This is a genomic window from Devosia honganensis, assembly GCF_042648785.1.
Taxonomy (GTDB): Bacteria; Pseudomonadota; Alphaproteobacteria; order Rhizobiales; family Devosiaceae; genus Devosia; species Devosia honganensis.
On record NZ_JBHRYD010000007.1, the window covers coordinates 316110 to 330892 of the forward strand.

15 protein-coding genes are annotated in these 14783 nt (G+C 67.8%); 6 read left to right on the forward strand and 9 right to left on the reverse strand.

Features of this window, described 5'->3' with window-relative positions:
* Positions 1-4: 4 nt before the first annotated feature.
* Positions 5-985: an ABC transporter permease gene (locus tag ACFOOL_RS10410; protein WP_380096905.1), complete on the reverse strand. Its 981-nt coding sequence runs from the start codon at positions 983-985 to the stop codon at positions 5-7.
* A gap of 89 nt (positions 986-1074) precedes the next feature.
* A complete protein-coding gene (locus ACFOOL_RS10415; RefSeq protein WP_380096906.1) occupies positions 1075-2652 on the reverse strand; it encodes an ABC transporter substrate-binding protein in 1578 nt (525 codons plus the stop codon).
* Between the two features lie 268 nt (positions 2653-2920).
* Here ACFOOL_RS10415 and ACFOOL_RS10420 point away from each other — a divergent pair, with 268 nt between their 5' ends.
* Positions 2921-3859 (forward strand): aldo/keto reductase, encoded by a 939-nt coding sequence (locus tag ACFOOL_RS10420; protein ID WP_380096907.1) that lies wholly within the window; start codon positions 2921-2923, stop codon positions 3857-3859.
* A 51-nt stretch (positions 3860-3910) separates the two neighbouring features.
* Here ACFOOL_RS10420 and ACFOOL_RS10425 read toward each other — a convergent pair whose 3' ends face one another.
* Positions 3911-4249, reverse strand: a complete 339-nt coding sequence (locus ACFOOL_RS10425; protein WP_380096908.1) for an HU family DNA-binding protein — start codon at positions 4247-4249, stop codon at positions 3911-3913.
* Between the two features lie 220 nt (positions 4250-4469).
* Here ACFOOL_RS10425 and rirA point away from each other — a divergent pair, with 220 nt between their 5' ends.
* Together rirA and ACFOOL_RS10435 are read left to right on the forward strand one after the other, a co-directional pair.
* On the forward strand, positions 4470-4925 hold the full coding sequence (gene rirA, locus ACFOOL_RS10430; RefSeq protein WP_380096909.1) for an iron-responsive transcriptional regulator RirA: 456 nt from the start codon (positions 4470-4472) through the stop codon (positions 4923-4925).
* A gap of 418 nt (positions 4926-5343) precedes the next feature.
* Positions 5344-7152 carry an ABC-F family ATP-binding cassette domain-containing protein gene (locus ACFOOL_RS10435; protein WP_380096910.1) on the forward strand — a complete coding sequence of 603 codons (1809 nt, stop codon included), beginning with the start codon at positions 5344-5346 and terminating at the stop codon, positions 7150-7152.
* Between the two features lie 404 nt (positions 7153-7556).
* On the opposite strand, the gene ACFOOL_RS10440 is transcribed toward ACFOOL_RS10435, so the two are convergent.
* On the reverse strand, positions 7557-8603 hold the full coding sequence (locus ACFOOL_RS10440; protein WP_380096911.1) for a LacI family transcriptional regulator: 1047 nt from the start codon (positions 8601-8603) through the stop codon (positions 7557-7559).
* Positions 8604-9110: 507 nt separating this feature from the next.
* On the opposite strand from ACFOOL_RS10440, the gene ACFOOL_RS10445 reads away from it, so the two are divergent.
* On the forward strand, positions 9111-9332 hold the full coding sequence (locus tag ACFOOL_RS10445; RefSeq protein WP_380096913.1) for a hypothetical protein: 222 nt from the start codon (positions 9111-9113) through the stop codon (positions 9330-9332).
* A 30-nt stretch (positions 9333-9362) separates the two neighbouring features.
* On the opposite strand, the gene ACFOOL_RS10450 is transcribed toward ACFOOL_RS10445, so the two are convergent.
* The 5 genes from ACFOOL_RS10450 to ACFOOL_RS10470 are packed head-to-tail and all read right to left on the reverse strand — an operon-like array spanning position 9363 to position 12156.
* Positions 9363-9569: a hypothetical protein gene (locus tag ACFOOL_RS10450; protein WP_380096915.1), complete on the reverse strand. Its 207-nt coding sequence runs from the start codon at positions 9567-9569 to the stop codon at positions 9363-9365.
* Positions 9556-9705 (reverse strand): hypothetical protein, encoded by a 150-nt coding sequence (locus ACFOOL_RS10455; protein ID WP_380096916.1) that lies wholly within the window; start codon positions 9703-9705, stop codon positions 9556-9558. Before ACFOOL_RS10455 ends, ACFOOL_RS10450 begins: the two co-directional genes overlap by 14 nt.
* A 56-nt stretch (positions 9706-9761) precedes the next feature.
* Complete coding sequence (gene phnN / locus ACFOOL_RS10460; RefSeq protein WP_380096917.1) at positions 9762-10328, reverse strand: phosphonate metabolism protein/1,5-bisphosphokinase (PRPP-forming) PhnN; 567 nt, start codon at positions 10326-10328, stop codon at positions 9762-9764.
* Positions 10325-11467: an alpha-D-ribose 1-methylphosphonate 5-triphosphate diphosphatase gene (locus tag ACFOOL_RS10465; protein ID WP_380096918.1), complete on the reverse strand. Its 1143-nt coding sequence runs from the start codon at positions 11465-11467 to the stop codon at positions 10325-10327. Before ACFOOL_RS10465 ends, phnN begins: the two co-directional genes overlap by 4 nt.
* A complete protein-coding gene (locus ACFOOL_RS10470) occupies positions 11464-12156 on the reverse strand; it encodes a DUF1045 domain-containing protein (RefSeq protein ID WP_380096919.1) in 693 nt (230 codons plus the stop codon). The genes ACFOOL_RS10465 and ACFOOL_RS10470 overlap by 4 nt, the downstream gene beginning before the upstream one ends.
* 169 nt (positions 12157-12325) lie before the next feature.
* Between ACFOOL_RS10470 and ACFOOL_RS10475 the strand changes: the two genes are divergently transcribed.
* Both ACFOOL_RS10475 and ACFOOL_RS10480 read left to right on the forward strand, forming a co-directional pair.
* Positions 12326-13582: a glycerate kinase type-2 family protein gene (locus tag ACFOOL_RS10475; protein WP_380096921.1), complete on the forward strand. Its 1257-nt coding sequence runs from the start codon at positions 12326-12328 to the stop codon at positions 13580-13582.
* A 128-nt stretch (positions 13583-13710) separates the two neighbouring features.
* Positions 13711-14649, forward strand: a complete 939-nt coding sequence (locus tag ACFOOL_RS10480) for a Gfo/Idh/MocA family protein (RefSeq protein ID WP_380096922.1) — start codon at positions 13711-13713, stop codon at positions 14647-14649.
* The last annotated feature ends 134 nt before the right edge of the window (positions 14650-14783 follow it).

Consider the following 14783-nt stretch of genomic DNA (forward strand, 5'->3'; position numbering starts at 1 on the left):
GATGCTACCTCCCGGACTTGACGTCGTCGCGCAGGCGCGGATCGACGATGAAATAGAGGATATCGACGATGAGGTTGATGACCACGAAAACCAGCGCCACGAAGACGAGATAGGCGGCCATCACCGGCACGTCGACGACGGCGACGGAATTGACGAAGAGCGAGCCCACTCCGGGCCACTGGAACACCGTTTCGGTGATGATGGCGAAGGCGATCACCGACCCGAGCTGCAGTCCGGTGATGGTGATCACCGGCACCAGTGTGTTCCTCAGCGCATGGCCGAAATTGACCGCCCGCTGCGACAGGCCTCGCGCCCTGGCGAAGCGGATATAGTCGGTGCGCAGCACTTCGAGCATTTCCGCCCGCACCAGCCGCATGATCAGGGTGAGCTGGAACAGGCAGAGCGTGATGGCGGGTAGGATGAGCGAGCGCAGGCCCGATTCGGTCATCAGGCCCGTCCGCCACCAGCCCAGGTCGAGCACCTGGCCGCGCCCGAATGAGGGCAGCACTTTCAGCTCGACGGCGAAGACGTAGATGAGCCCGATGCCGATGAGGAAGGTCGGCAGCGACACGCCGATCAGCGAGGCGGTCATGATGACGCCGGAAGAAAAAGCGTGCGGTCTCAGGGCGGTATAGATGCCCAGCACCACGCCGAAGACCACGGCGATGATGGCCGAGGCCAGCGCCAGCTCGATGGTGGCCGGCAGGCGCTCCATGATCAGCTGGCTCACCGGCTGCTGCAGCCGGTAGGAGATGCCGAACTGCCCTTGCACGGCGTTGACCACGAACTGGTAGAATTGCACGTAGAACGGCTCGTTGAGCCCCAGGCGCTCGCGCAGCGCCTCGTGGTCCGCCATGGTGGAATCCTGGCCCAGCATGGAGCTGACCGGATCGCCGACATAGCGGAACACCATGAAGGCGATGAACGCCACGACGAGCATGACGACGACCGACTGGGCCAGTCGTCGAGCGATGAAGGCCAGCATGCGGCGTCCTCCGAATTAGCAACCGCCGCGAGGGCGAGGGTAAACTCGCTCCGCGCGGCGGTCAGGGGTCGCTGGGTTCGCTGACCCGATCAGTCGAAGCTCACCGTCGTCATGCGCGGCTGGTCTTCCGGATGCACGGGCAGCGTCACGCCGTCACGCATCGCGTAGGACAGGACCTGGTTGTGGATCGGCAGCAACACGCGGTCGGCCTTCACCACCTCCCAGATCTCGGCAATGGTGGCATTGCGCTTGTCCAAATCGGTCTCGGTGCCCAGCGAGACGATCTTCGCGTCCAGCTCGGGGTTCGAGTAGAGGCCGACATTATAGGTGCCGAGCGTCTCGGTCTTGGTGTGCACCAGATCGTTGAACACATAGGCGCTGTCGAAGGTCGGAACGCCCCAGCCGAGCAGGTAGAAGTCGGACTCGTTGGCCAGGATCACCGGGCTGTGCTCGGCGACCGGGCGCGAGGCCAGGGACACGTTGATGCCGATCTGGCCCAGCATGCCGACATAGGCGGTGGAGATGGCCTCGTCGTTGACATAGCGGTTGTTCGGCGTGTCGAGCGTGACGGTGAAGCCGTCGGCATAGCCCGCTTCCGCCATCAACGCCTTGGCCTTTTCCACATCCGGAGCCGGATAGGCGTCGAGCTCGGGCGTCCAGCCGTTCACGAAAGGCGGGTTGGGAATGCCGGTGGGGATGGAATTGCCCCGCATCACCACCTGCCGGATCGCGTCGCGGTCGAGCGCCAGTTCCATGGCTTCGCGGACCCGGGGGTCGTTGAAGGGGTTGGAATCGGTGACGTTGGAGGATTTGAGCGGCTCGTCGCCGAACCGGTAGCCGAAATAGATGAAGCGGTTTTCCGGGCCGGTCTCGACTTTGAAGCCCGGCGAATTGCGCAGGCGGTCGATGTCCTGGACCGGCACGTCCTGCACGATGTCGACGTCGCCAGAGAGCAGTGCCGCGATGCGGGTGGCCGCGTCGGCGATGGGCAGGTAGACGACCTCGGTGACCGCGGGCGCCTCGTCCCAGTGGCCGTCAAAGGCGGTCAGCACCGTGCGCACGTCCACTTCGCGCGACTGGAGGACATAGGGGCCGGTGCCATTGGTGTTGAGCACGGCGTAATTGCTTTCGCCGGCGGCGAAGTCCTGCACTTCCTGCAGGTCGTGCTCCTCCGACCAGCCCTTGTCCATGATGAAGGTGTTGGTGATGTTGTTCGGATAGAGCGGCGAGGGGCCGCCCATCTGCACTTCCACGGTGTGGTCGTCGATGGCGCGAATTTCGGTCACGTCGGCGTGCAACTGCTTGAGGTTGGAGCCTTCCGAGCGGGCGCGGTCGAAGGAGAACACCACGTCCTCGGCGGTAAAATCCTCGCCATTGTGGAACTTGACGCCTTCGCGCAGCTTGAACACCCAGACGGTGGGATCATCTTCCTTGATGAACCACTCGGTGGCCAGGCGCGGCTGCAGATTGCCGTCGGTGTCGCGATCGAGCAGGGTTTCGTAGATATGGTGCGACATCGTGTGGGTGACGCCCTGGTTCTGCGAGTGCGGATCCAGCGTCAGCGCGTCCGAGGCACGCGCCCAGCGGATCGTCTCGGCCTGGGCAACACCGGCGAGCATCGTCGAGGCAACCAGAAGTGCCGCGATGCGGGTCAGTGAAGAATGCATGAATAGTCTCCCGTTCCTGAAATTAGGCGCCTTCTCAATGATCTCCCAAGAGGCTTGGCGACACAAAAGCGTAGAATGACTGGGAGCGCAACGAGAATCATTGACCGTTTGGTCAACAAGGCGCCGCGACGGGGCGCCTATCCACAGGAATGGACGGTTCGGCGCCGAACCGTTCGGTGTGTCCGTGCAAGGCTTGACCTGTCGCCGGCCGCGCGCAATCGTTGCCGGAGCGGGCCGGCAGGCCCTTGATAGTCAATGGAGATTCACGATGAACCGCCGCCCCCTCGGACGCAGTGAACTGGTAATCGAACCGCTCGTGCTGGGCGGCAACGTGTTCGGCTGGACGGTCGACGAACAAAAGGGGTTCGACATCCTCGACGCCTATGTCGATGCGGGGTTCACGGCCATCGACACGGCGGAGGGCTACCCCGACTGGGTGCCCGGAAACCCGCCCGGCATGAGCGAGACCATCATCGGCAAGTGGTTGAAAGCACGAGGTAATCGGGAGAATGTCCACATCTTCACCAAGGTCAATTCGGGCAGGCGGCCGGGCGGGCTGAAGGCCGAGGCGATCCGCGAGGCGGTCGAGGCGTCGCTGCGGCGCTTGCAGACCGATTACATCGATCTCTATTTCAGCCACTGGCCGGACGCCGAGGCCAGCCACGAGGAGACGCTTTCGGCCTATGACACGCTGATCCGGGCCGGCAAGGTGCGCACCATCGGCGCTTCCAACTACAGCGTCCCGATGATGGAGGAGGCCCAGCAGACCGCGATCGTCAAGTCGCTGCAGCGCTACGAGGTCACCCAGCCGCGCTACAATCTCTACGACCGCGCCGAATTCGAGGAACTGCGGCCCTATCTCGTGAAAAACGAAGTGGGATCAATTGTTTACTCCAGCCTGGCTTCCGGCTTCCTGACCGGGAAATATCGCGGCGAGGCCGATCTGGGACAGTCGCAGCGCGGCGGCGGCGCTGGCCGCTACCTCACCGAAAAGGGCTTCAAAATCCTCGCGGCGCTCGACGCGGCGGCGGCGGAACTGGACGCGACGCAGTCCGAAGTGGCGCTGGCCTGGCTGGTGGCGCAGGAGGGCGTCAGCGCGCCCATCGCCTCGGCGAGCTCGGTGGAGCAGGTGGAAAGCCTCGCCCGCGGCGTCCGTCTGCAACTGCCGGCGAGCGTCAGCACATCGTTAGCAATGGCGGGTGCATAGAGCCGCGCGGGAGTCACGTCGCGGCCGCCAGATGGGGACGGCCGGCCGGCGCTAATGCGGGTGCAGATCCCCGGGCAGATCCCCGGCCGGGCGATGGAGGGGCTTCCTCTCGAGCGAGCGGCGCAAATGCCCGCTGGGGATCAGGATGACGGTGCGGTGGGGCGCGATGCGGTGCCGGTCGCCATTGCGCGGATTGCGCCCGACCCGCTCGGCCCGGTCGCGCACCTGCAAGGAGCCGAAACCGGTGAGCTTGACCGACTGACCCTGCATCAGCGTGTCGCGGATCAATTCGAACATCCGCTGGGCGATATGGGAAACGTCGTGGCGGGAGGACCCCGTCGCCTCGGCGACGTGCTCGTTGAGCATCACGCGCGTGACCGTCTTGCCCATTTCGAGTGTCCTTCCTCGTTTAAATTCATACGCGGAATGAATTCTTTTGTCCAGTGCAAACGTTTCCCTTGCGTTTTCCGGCCCTTTCGAGCGCGCCAAAAACCTGATTTGCCGTTTCAAGATTAATTGACATTTTTTAGAATGGTTATAAGCTACGAGCCGCGCTATGAGAGATGGCGCCCCGATCCGCCGCCGTCCGCCGTCATAGAAAGGTTCCTTCGTGAGACTGACCCGCCAATCCAACTACGCCATCCGCACCCTGGTCTATTGCGCCGTCAACGGGTCCGAGCTGAGCCGGATCGGGGAGATCGCCAAGGCCTACGGCATTTCCGAGCTGTTCCTGTTCAAGCTGATCAAGCCGCTGGTGGAGAACGGGCTGCTCGAAACGGTGCGCGGCCGTCATGGCGGCGTCCGCCTGGGCAAGCCGGCCGAACAGATCACCCTGCTCGACACCGTCCGCCTCACCGAAGAGAGTTTTGCCCTGGCCGAATGCTTCGAGGACGGCGCCGACTGCCCACTAATCGGGGAATGCGACCTCAACGGGGCACTGCGCGAGGCCCTGGGCGCTTTCTTCGAGGTGCTCAGCCGCCACACCATCGCCGACCTCGCCAGCAGGAAGCGCTCCATCCGCGAGCGGCTGGGCCTGAGCGTCGAGGAGGCGGTGAACGCGGCCTGACCGGCATCCGACCGCCTCTGCCTCAAATATGAGTTTGACAATCATGTTTGGTCGTGATTGATAGGGCGCAGGCGCTGCGACCCCTTGGGGCCTGTGGGTCCGACGCCTGAACATGACGGGGCTTGCTGCTGCCGTCTCCCCGGGCCGGTCAGGATCCTCAACGTCCTGTCCGGCCTTTTTCGTGCCGCTCCGCAAATCCATGACGCCCGCCGGCCCGGCGCATTGATCTGGCAGACGGGCCATGCTTAAGAGCGGTTCACATTTTGACGGAAGCGGCGGCTTGCGCCCCTCCCTCCTGGGGGAAGGGGAGCGGCAGGAAGCGGATCGTGCGCCCCGCCTCGCCGCATCGGGGATCGCCGCAAGCCGCTTCGCATCGTTCGGCCCGATATTCCCTCCGGGCCAGTTTTCAGGGTTGTCCATGGCCGCGCCTCCGCTTCTTTCGCTTCAGGACGTTCATCTCACCTTCGGCGGCACGCCGCTGCTGGAGGGGGCTGAGCTGATCGTGTCGCCCGGCCAGCGCATCGCGCTGGTGGGACGGAACGGCTCGGGCAAGTCCACCCTGCTTAAAATCGCCGCCGGCATGGTTCGGCACGATGGCGGCACGCGCTTCGTCGAGCCCGCCGCCACCATCCGCTATCTGCCGCAGGAGCCCGACCTTTCGGGATTTTCGACCACGCTCGCCTATGTCGAGGCCGGGCTGGCGCCGGGCGACGACCCCTATCGCGCCCGCTACCTGCTGGAGGCGCTGGGGTTGGCCGGGACGGAGGAGCCGGGGACGCTCTCGGGCGGCGAGGCCCGCCGCGCCGCGCTGGCGCGGGTGCTGGCGCCCCGGCCCGACGTGCTGCTACTCGACGAGCCCACCAACCATCTCGACCTGCCGGCCATCGAATGGCTGCAGGCCGAACTGAACCAGATGCGCTCGGCCATGGTGCTGATCAGCCACGATCGGCGTTTCCTTGCCGATCTGTCGCGCGCCACGGTCTGGCTCGACCGGGGCGTGACGCGGCGCCTCGAACAGGGCTTTTCCGCCTTCGAGGCCTGGCGCGACGAGGTGCTGGAGCAGGAGGAGCAGGATCGCCACAAGCTCGACCGGCAGATCGTGCGCGAGGAGCACTGGCTGCGCTACGGGGTGACGGCGCGCCGCAAGCGCAATGTGGGCCGGCTGGAAAAACTGGCCGGCCTGCGCCAGCAGCGGCGCGAGCAGCGCCGCGCCGCCGGCACGGTGACGCTGGCGGTGAGCGAGGGCCGGGTTTCGGGCGCGCTGGTGGTGGAGGCGCAAGCCATCGCCAAGAGCTTCGGCGAGCGGGTGATCGTGGAGGATTTCTCCACCCGCGTGCTGCGCGGCGACCGGGTGGGGATCGTCGGGCCCAATGGCGCGGGCAAGACCACGCTGATCAAGATGCTGACCGGGCTGCTCGAGCCCGATAGCGGCACGGTGCGGCTCGGCGCGGCGCTGGAACTGGCCATGCTCGACCAGGGCCGGGCGCGGCTGGAGCCGGAGACGCGGCTCCGCGATGCGCTGACCGGCGGCGGCGGGGACACGCTGACCATCAACGGCGCGCCCCGGCACGTGGTGGGCTATATGAAGGATTTCCTGTTCACCCCCGAACAGGCCAACACTCCCATCGGCCGGCTGTCGGGCGGCGAGCGGGCGCGGGTGGCGCTGGCCCGGGCCCTGGCGCTGCCGTCCAATTTCCTCGTCCTGGACGAGCCCACCAACGATCTCGACCTCGAAACGCTCGACCTGCTCGAGGAGATGGTGTCGGACTATCCCGGCACGGTCATGGTGGTCAGCCACGACCGCGATTTCCTCGACCGCGTCGCCACCTCGGTGATCATGGCGGAGGGGGCGGGCCGCTGGACCGAATATGCCGGCGGCTATTCGGACATGGTGGCGCAACGGGGCGCCGGAGTGGCCGCCCGCCCGGCGGAAAAACCCCGGGCCGCCCGCCCTGCGGGCAAGCCCGCCGCGCCCCCGCCGCAAGCCAGGCGCAAGCTCAGCTTCAAGGAAAAACACGCCCTCGAAACCCTGCCCGGCGAGATCGACCGGCTGGACGCAGAGATCGCCGCGCTGGGCGAGGCGCTGTCCGATCCCGGGCTTTACGCGCGCGATCCCGCGGGGTTCGCCGAAAAATCATCGGCGCTGGAAGCGGCCGAGGCGAGGAAGGCCGCAGCCGAGGACGAATGGCTGGAGCTGGAAATGCTGCGCGAGGAACTGGAGGGGTAGGTTCGCGCCCGAGGGTAAACTTGGCCCGGGGGTCCATGCGTTGCCTCGGGAAAGGGGGATTGCCGGGACGAGCCCGGCAATGACGGGGGATGGCGTATAGGAGCGCCGATGCGTTCCCCTCCCCCTTCTGGGGGAGGGTTTACTTTGGACCTTCCTGGATCGATATTTGTTGCCCACACAAGCACTTTGCTGCCCTCGGGCTTGACCCGAGGGCCGGCCTGGGCGCCCCGAAACCCGGGTTTCCTGCACGTGGACAGAGGCCCTCGGGTCAAGCCCGAGGGAAGCCCGGTGTGGGGATAAATTGTGCCAGCAGCCCATTGTAAACAATCCCCCTGGTGGGGAGTGGGGACGGGCTGGGAAGGGCACCGGCGCTGGGAACTCCCGACGGACCAACCCGGCGAATCTCAATCCTTCCAGTCGAAGCGGGGGCGGGCGACGGCGTGCAGGTTTTCGGTTTCTCCGGCGATGCGGCGCAGCAGCAGGGCGCCGAGGTCGCGGCCGGCGGCGATGAAGTCTTCCTCGACGGTTTCGGCGGGGGGACGGAACTGCATGAACATCGAGGTGGACTGCTTGGTGACCACATGGGCGGTGCGGCCCACCTCGTGGCCGGCATCGGTCAGCCCGCCGATCACCGCCAGCGCCGAAACCTCGGAGGCGCAGACATAGCCGTCCGGGCCGTCGGGACGCCGCGAGCGCTTGATGACGTAGTTGCGGATGGCGTCGGTGGCGCTGTCGAGATTGACGTCGGCGGCGAATTCATGGGCGATGCCGGCCTCGCGCGCGCCACGCTCCATGCCCGATTTGAGATGCTCGGTATAGGTGAGGGCACTGTCGGGCAGGATGATGGAGACCCGGCGGCAGCCGCGCGCGGCCAGCCGCAGCGTGGCGCCGTGGGCATAGGCCTCGTTGTCGAAATCGACGAAGGGATGCGCCTCGGGCCAGTGGCTGCGGCCGTGGCTGACAAAGGGGAAATCATGGTCGAGCAGGAAGCGGATGCGCTCGTCGAAGGTTTCGGCCTTGGAGAAGATGACCCCGTCCGCCATGCGGTTGCGCACGATGTGGCGGATGGGCTCGATGGGCTGCACATTGCGAAAGAGCGGGGTGATCACCAGGTGATAGGCGGTGTCGCGCAGCGCCTCGGTGATGCCGGTGACGAGGCTGGTGCCGAAGCCGTAGATCTGCTCGTCCGGCTCGAGGATGAGCGAGATGACATTGGTGCGGCCGGTCTTGAGGCGCAGCGCCGCCCGGTCGGGCAGATAGCCGATCTCGGCGGCGATCTTCTGCACCCGGTCACGGGTCTCCTGCGCCAGCTCGGGCGCATTGTTGAGGGCGCGGGAAATGGTGGTGACGGCCAGGCCCGTCATCTGCGCGATGGTCTTGAGGGTGGGTTTTCCAGATGGCTTGACGCCCCGCTTGCCGCGCGGTGCGGGCGGCGCTCCTTGCTCTGACACGAATATTTCCTCCACCCGCCGACCGCCGGCGGGGACGCTTGCTCTGACGGAAAAGAACAACAGATTGAAGCGGAACGCGCAAGGCGAATGGCGGTCCCGACCGGCGCATTGTCCGAATCATCTTGCCCCGGCCGGTGCCGCGGCGAGGAGGGTTTTCTCCTTTTCGCCGATTTTTTGCATCCCCGCGCACTGGCAAAATCGCCCCGGCCCGCCTATCTTGCCTTTGCCGTGCCGCAATGGTCCGGCTTAGCTGCCGTCCAACGCCCGCAAGGAGAGGAATCACGATGACCGCATCGACGAGCTTCACCATCCATGCCGCGCGCGCGACCGTAGCAACCTGCACCACTGGCGCCAAACGACGCCAAGGGACCTGTCGCCAGAAACGAATGTGACCGCCCGTCACAGCTTCGTCTCAAGAATCCGATAGTCCCCGCGTCAACTGGCCGATGGCCGCCCCCCAAGGGAGCGGACGTCGCACCGACCGGCGCGCAAGTGGAGAATCCTCCCATGCAGGAAAACAGTCTGAACCGGGCCGAACGGCTGAGGCCCACAATCATCGAAGTCGCCGGCGAGCCCCAGGGCGTCGTGGTGCCGGATGCGGACGGCTACAGGTTCGTCGCCGTCAAGCTCCCGGCCTTTTCCATCGATGGCCAGCATTTCCCCTCGGTCGAGACCGCCCATGCGGCGGTGGCCCTCGCCGTGCAGGACGGCGCGGGCGAAGCGGCCTGAAACGGCCCGCCGGCGGCGCGGCAGGCCCGATCAATCGTCATTGGTGGCGTTGAGCTCGGAGGGATGCCGGCCCGCGGCGGCGGGCGGCCGGGCCTCGATGGCCGCCTCGGCCGCCCCCGCCAGGGCCTCGATGTCGATGCGCGAGGCGCCGGCCCGCGCCTGCCGCTCGATTTCCGCCGCCAGCGCCGTGACGATGGCCCGGTGGCGGGAAGGGGAGCGGTCCTCAGCCGTTTCCATCGATGGAAATCCCCTGTTCGTCCACCCGCACCTCGATGCCGGGGCGCTGTTGCTGCTGCTGATAGGTGTAGATGCCGAAAACCACCACCGCGACGACCAGGATGGCGATCACGGCGTAAAGACCATTGCGGGACATGCGAACTCCTGACGCTTTGAAGGACAATCCCCCCAACGCGCGAAGCCGCAAAGGGTTCACTCCCCCGCGATCGCCCGGAGGGCCATGGCGAAGGCGGCGATGCCGGCGGCGGCCGAGCTGGAATTGTCGATGACCAGCGGCGCGACGCCCTCGGGCAGGATCGCGCCCTCGCGCGCCAGCCGGGCCGCGATCTGGTCGCGATCCTCGCGCCCGCGCCGGGCCAGCCGTTCGGCGCGCAGCGAGATTTCCGCCGAGATCTCGACGATCCGGCACCTGGGATAGCGGGCCAGCGCCGCCCCGACCGCGTGGCGGGAGATATTGGCGATCACCACCCGGCCCAACGCCAGATCGGTATCGACCCCGATGGGCAGGGCGTAGTCGAGCCCATGCGCCCGCCAGGACAGGGCGAAGCGGCCGGCAGCGGCGGCGGCGGCGAATTCGGCGGCCTCGAGGCTGACATGGTCCTCGAAGCCGGCATCGGCCGGCCGGGTGACGAGGCGGCGCACGAAGCTGAAGCGCCCGTCCCCTTCCAGCGCCTTGCGGGCGCCCTCGATCAGCGTGTCCTTGCCCACCCCCGAGGGGCCGACCACCAGCACCAGCACCCCGGTCGGAAGCGTGCTCAACTGACCCGCCGCCCCTCGCGCCAGACCCCGCGCACCACCGGCAGCGGCGCATCGGCGGCGACGCGCACCAGATCGGCGCGCTTGCCCGGCGCGATCTCGCCGCGGTCGTCGAGCCCGGCGGCGCGGGCCGGATTGCCGGTCACCGTGGCCAGCGCCCGGGGCAGGGTCAGCCCCTCGACCCGCCCGGGCAGCACGAAGGCGGCCTGTAGCAGCGCGAAGGGCACGTAATCGGAGCTGAGGATGTCGAGCAGCCCCGCCGCCACGAGATCGGTGGCCGAGATATTGCCCGAATGGGACTTGCCGCGCACCACGTTGGGCGCGCCCATCAAGATGGCGAGGCCCGCATCGTGGGCCGCCGAGGCCGCCTCGAGCGTGGTGGGGAATTCGGCGATGGCGATGCGGTCCGCCGCGGCTTCCTCGACATGGGCAAGGGTGGCGTCGTCATGGCTGGCCAGCGCCAGGCCCAGCTCGTGCGCCCGCGCCACGATGGCGCGGCGATTGGCCCCGGCATAGCGCTCGTGCTCGGCAAGGCGCGCCGCGATATAGGCGTCGCCCTCGGCGGCGCTGTGCCCGAGCTGGCGGGCATAGAAGCGCTTGTAATCGGCGATCGAGCGGAACTGGCGCTGCCCCGGCGTGTGGTCCATCAGCGAGGCGAGGCGGGTCGCGGGGTGGTCGGCCAGCGCCTCGAAATGGGCGATGACGTCGTGGCTGGGCAATTCGCAGCGCAGATGGATGAAATGCTCGGCCCGCAGCCAGCCCGCATCGCGTCCCTCGCGCACCGCCCCCACCAGCTTCTGGGCATGGGCCAGCATGTCGGGCAGGTCGGTATCGGAGCCGATGCGCACCGCGTCGAACACGGTGGTGATGCCCGAGCCGGCGATCTGGGCGTCATGGGCGTGCAGCGCCGCCAGCGGATCCCAGAACACGCCGGGGCGGGGCCGGTAGTGGTTCTCCAGATGGTCGGTATGCAGCTCGATCAGCCCGGCGATGAGGTAATCGCCCCCCAGGTCCTCGCCGCTGCGCGCCGGCCCGGCATCGATGGCGGCGATCCGCCCATCGGCGACGACGACGCTGCCCTCGACGATCTCGTCGGCCAGCACGATGCGGGCATTGCGAAAGACCACGGACCCCCCGTTCATGGCCGGCCCAGCCCGTAATCGGCAAGACGGCGGAACGGCGCGCCGCGCTTGGGCTCATGGAACAGCACCAGCCGGTCCAGCACCATGTCGCGCTCGAGCACCGGGCCGAACCAGGTGCGCGCCGCCGCGAGCACCTCGTCCCGGTCCTCCTCCGCCAGCCGGTCGGTGAGGGTCATGTGGAAACGGAATTCGTCCAGCACGTAGGGATAGCCATAGGCGGCGAGCAGTTCCTGCTGCCGCGGCGTCAGCCCGGCGGCGGCGCGCTCGGCCCGCTCGCGTTCCCCCAGCGGCGCCCGGAACGGCTCGAACGCCTCCACCACGCCGGCGGCGAAACCCGCGAGGGCCGGATCGTCCTCCGCCGGGACCAGGGCGAGAAAATCGCCGATAAAGGCGAGACGCAGCCGCCCCAGCGGCACCGGCGCCATCTCCCGCGCCGCCTCGGCCAGCGCCGCTTCCAGCCCCTCGGCCGATCGTCCCTCGGCCAGCGCCATGGGCGGCTTGATGGTGGCGTGAAAGCCGTAGCGCGCCGCCGACTGGGTGAGGTTGAGCAGGCGCGACCGGTCGAGGCCCGCGACCGCGCCCTCGAAAAAAGTGGTGGCGGCGGCATCGCGCCCGAGCCAGACCGAGGCCCGGTCCCAGAGCGTGTCGGTGACGTCCGGGGCGTAATAGATAGCGAATCTTTGCAGCATCGAAACTCCTGGAGACTGGCTAGTGGACCTCTATGTCGGCGGTTTGACAAGCCGGAAGGACTGGACAAATCCGCTTCGTCTGGCGACAAGGATCGGCCTTTTCCCGCCCGGACCGGGATTTCTCCCGGGTTTTTTGCCGCATTCGCCAGGATCAGCCCAAGGATCTGCCATGGATGACCGCGCCCTGCTTGAAACGCTTTTCCACCATGCCGTGGCCCGGGCGCAGCCGGCCCTGGCCGTGGCGCGGCACCTGCCCGAGCCGCCGCGCGGCCGCACATTGGTGATCGGCGCCGGCAAGGCCTCGGCGCAGATGGCGCGGGCGTTCGAGACGGCCTGGCCCGGGCCGGTCGAGGGGCTGGTGGTGACCCGCTACGGCTATGCCGAGCCCTGCGAACGCATCGAGATCGTCGAGGCCGCCCATCCCGTGCCCGACGCGGCCGGGCAGCAGGCGGCGGCGCGGCTGCAGCAACTGGTCGCCGGGCTGACCCCCGACGATCTGGTGGTGGCGCTGATTTCGGGCGGCGGCTCCTCGCTGCTGCCGGCGCCGGCCCCCGGGCTGACGCTGGAGGACGAGCAGGCGGTCAACCGGGCGCTGCTCGCCTCGGGCGCCCCCATCGGGGCCATGAACCTCATCCGCAACCAGTTTTCGACGATAAAGGGGGGGCGGCTGGCGGCGCTGGCGGCGCCGGCGCGGGTGGCCACCCTCGTCGTCTCCGACGTGCCGGGGGACGACCCGGCGCTGGTGGCGTCCGGCCCCACCCTGCCCCTGGCCGGCGGCCGCGCCGCCGCCCGGCGGCTGGCGGCGCTCTATCGGCTCGACCTGCCCGCGGCGGCGGCCGCACTGCTCGCCGGCGAGGACAATCCGCCCCCCGATCCGGACGATGCGGTCTTTGCCCGCAACAGCGTCGTCACCATCGCCTCGGCCGCCCTGTCGCTGGAGGCGGCGGCGGCCCTGGCCGGGGAGCACGGCGTCGAGGCCGCCATTCTCTCGGACGCCATCGAGGGCGAGGCGCGCGACGTGGCGCTGGTCCATGCGGCGCTGGCCCGCGAAATCGTGCAGCGCGACCGGCCCTTCGCCAAGCCCGTGCTGCTGCTTTCGGGCGGGGAAACCACGGTGACGCTGCGCGGCGCGGGCAGGGGCGGGCGCAATGGCGAATTCCTGCTCTCGCTGGCCATTGCGCTCGACGGGGTGGGGGGGGTGACGGCACTGGCCGCCGATACCGACGGCATCGACGGCTCGGAAGACAATGCCGGGGCCTTTGTCGACGGCGGCACGGCGCAGCGGATGCGCGAGGCCGGGATCGACCCGCAGGCGGCGCTGGCCGACAACGACGCCTATACCGCCTTCGCCGCCATCGGCGACCTGCTGGTCACCGGCCCCACCGGCACCAATGTCAACGATTTCCGGGCGATTCTGGTGCGGTAGGGGGAGCGCATCGGCGCTCCTCTCCTCGAAAGGGAACAAAAATCATACTTTCCCGGCGCGCGGGTCTTGGCAGACCGGGCGTGGCTCTGCTCTATAGCCGCGCCTGATACAAAGTGGGGGAATGCGGCATGGCCAAGCGGAAGATCGCGGTGATCGGCGTGGGCAAGATCGCGCAGGACCAGCACCTGCCGGTGATCGACGCATCGGACGATTTCGAGGTCGCGGCCACCGTGTCCGCGCGGGGGGTGGCGCATCGGGACCTGCCGGTGTTCCGCACGGCCGCGGAGCTTTATGCGGCCATGCCCGAGGTGAAGCTGGTGTCCATCTGCACCCCGCCGGGGGTGCGCCATGCGCTGGTGCGCGAGGCGCTGGACGCGGGCAAGGACGTGATGATGGAAAAGCCCCCCACCACCACGATCTCGGAGCTGGACGACCTGATCGCCCATGCGGCGCGGCTGGACCGGGTGCTGTTCCAGACCTGGCACAGCCAGTACAACGCCGCCGTCGAGCGCACGCGCGTCCTGTTGCAGGAACAGGGGGTGCGTTCGGTGCGCATCGACTGGCGCGAAAGCGTGCGCAAATGGCATCCCGGCCAGGACTGGGTCTGGGAGCCGGGCGGCTTCGGGGTCTGCGATCCGGGCATCAACGCCTTTTCCATCTTCACCCGCATCATGCCCTTCCCGGTCTTCGTGGAGCAGGCGAAGCTGACCTTCCCGGCCAACCGGCAGACGCCGGTGGACGTCGAGATCGGGTTCAAGTCCGGCCAGCCGCATCGCCCGGAGCTGTCGGCCGGCTTCAACTGGCTGGAGGAGAGCGGTGAGATCTGGACCATCCGCATCGTCACCGGCACGGGCGACGACATCGCGCTCGAACATGGCGGACGCACCCTGCGCGACAATGGCGAAGTGGTGCTGGAGCATGGCGACGCCGAATATGCCGGCATCTACGACCGCTTCGCCGACCTGCTCGATGCGCGCCAAAGCGACGTCGATGCCGCGCCGCTGCGGCTGATGGCGGACGTGTTCCTGATGGGCGCGCGCGAGAACGGCCCGGATTTCGAGTGGTAGGAGCGGGCTCCCCAGGGCTTTCAAGGTTTTGACGGCAGCGGCGATCAGCGCCCCTCCCCCGTGAAGGGGAAGTGTTCATTTCGGACTGCTGGCACAATTTATCCCCCACACCGGGCTTCCCTCGGGCTTGACCC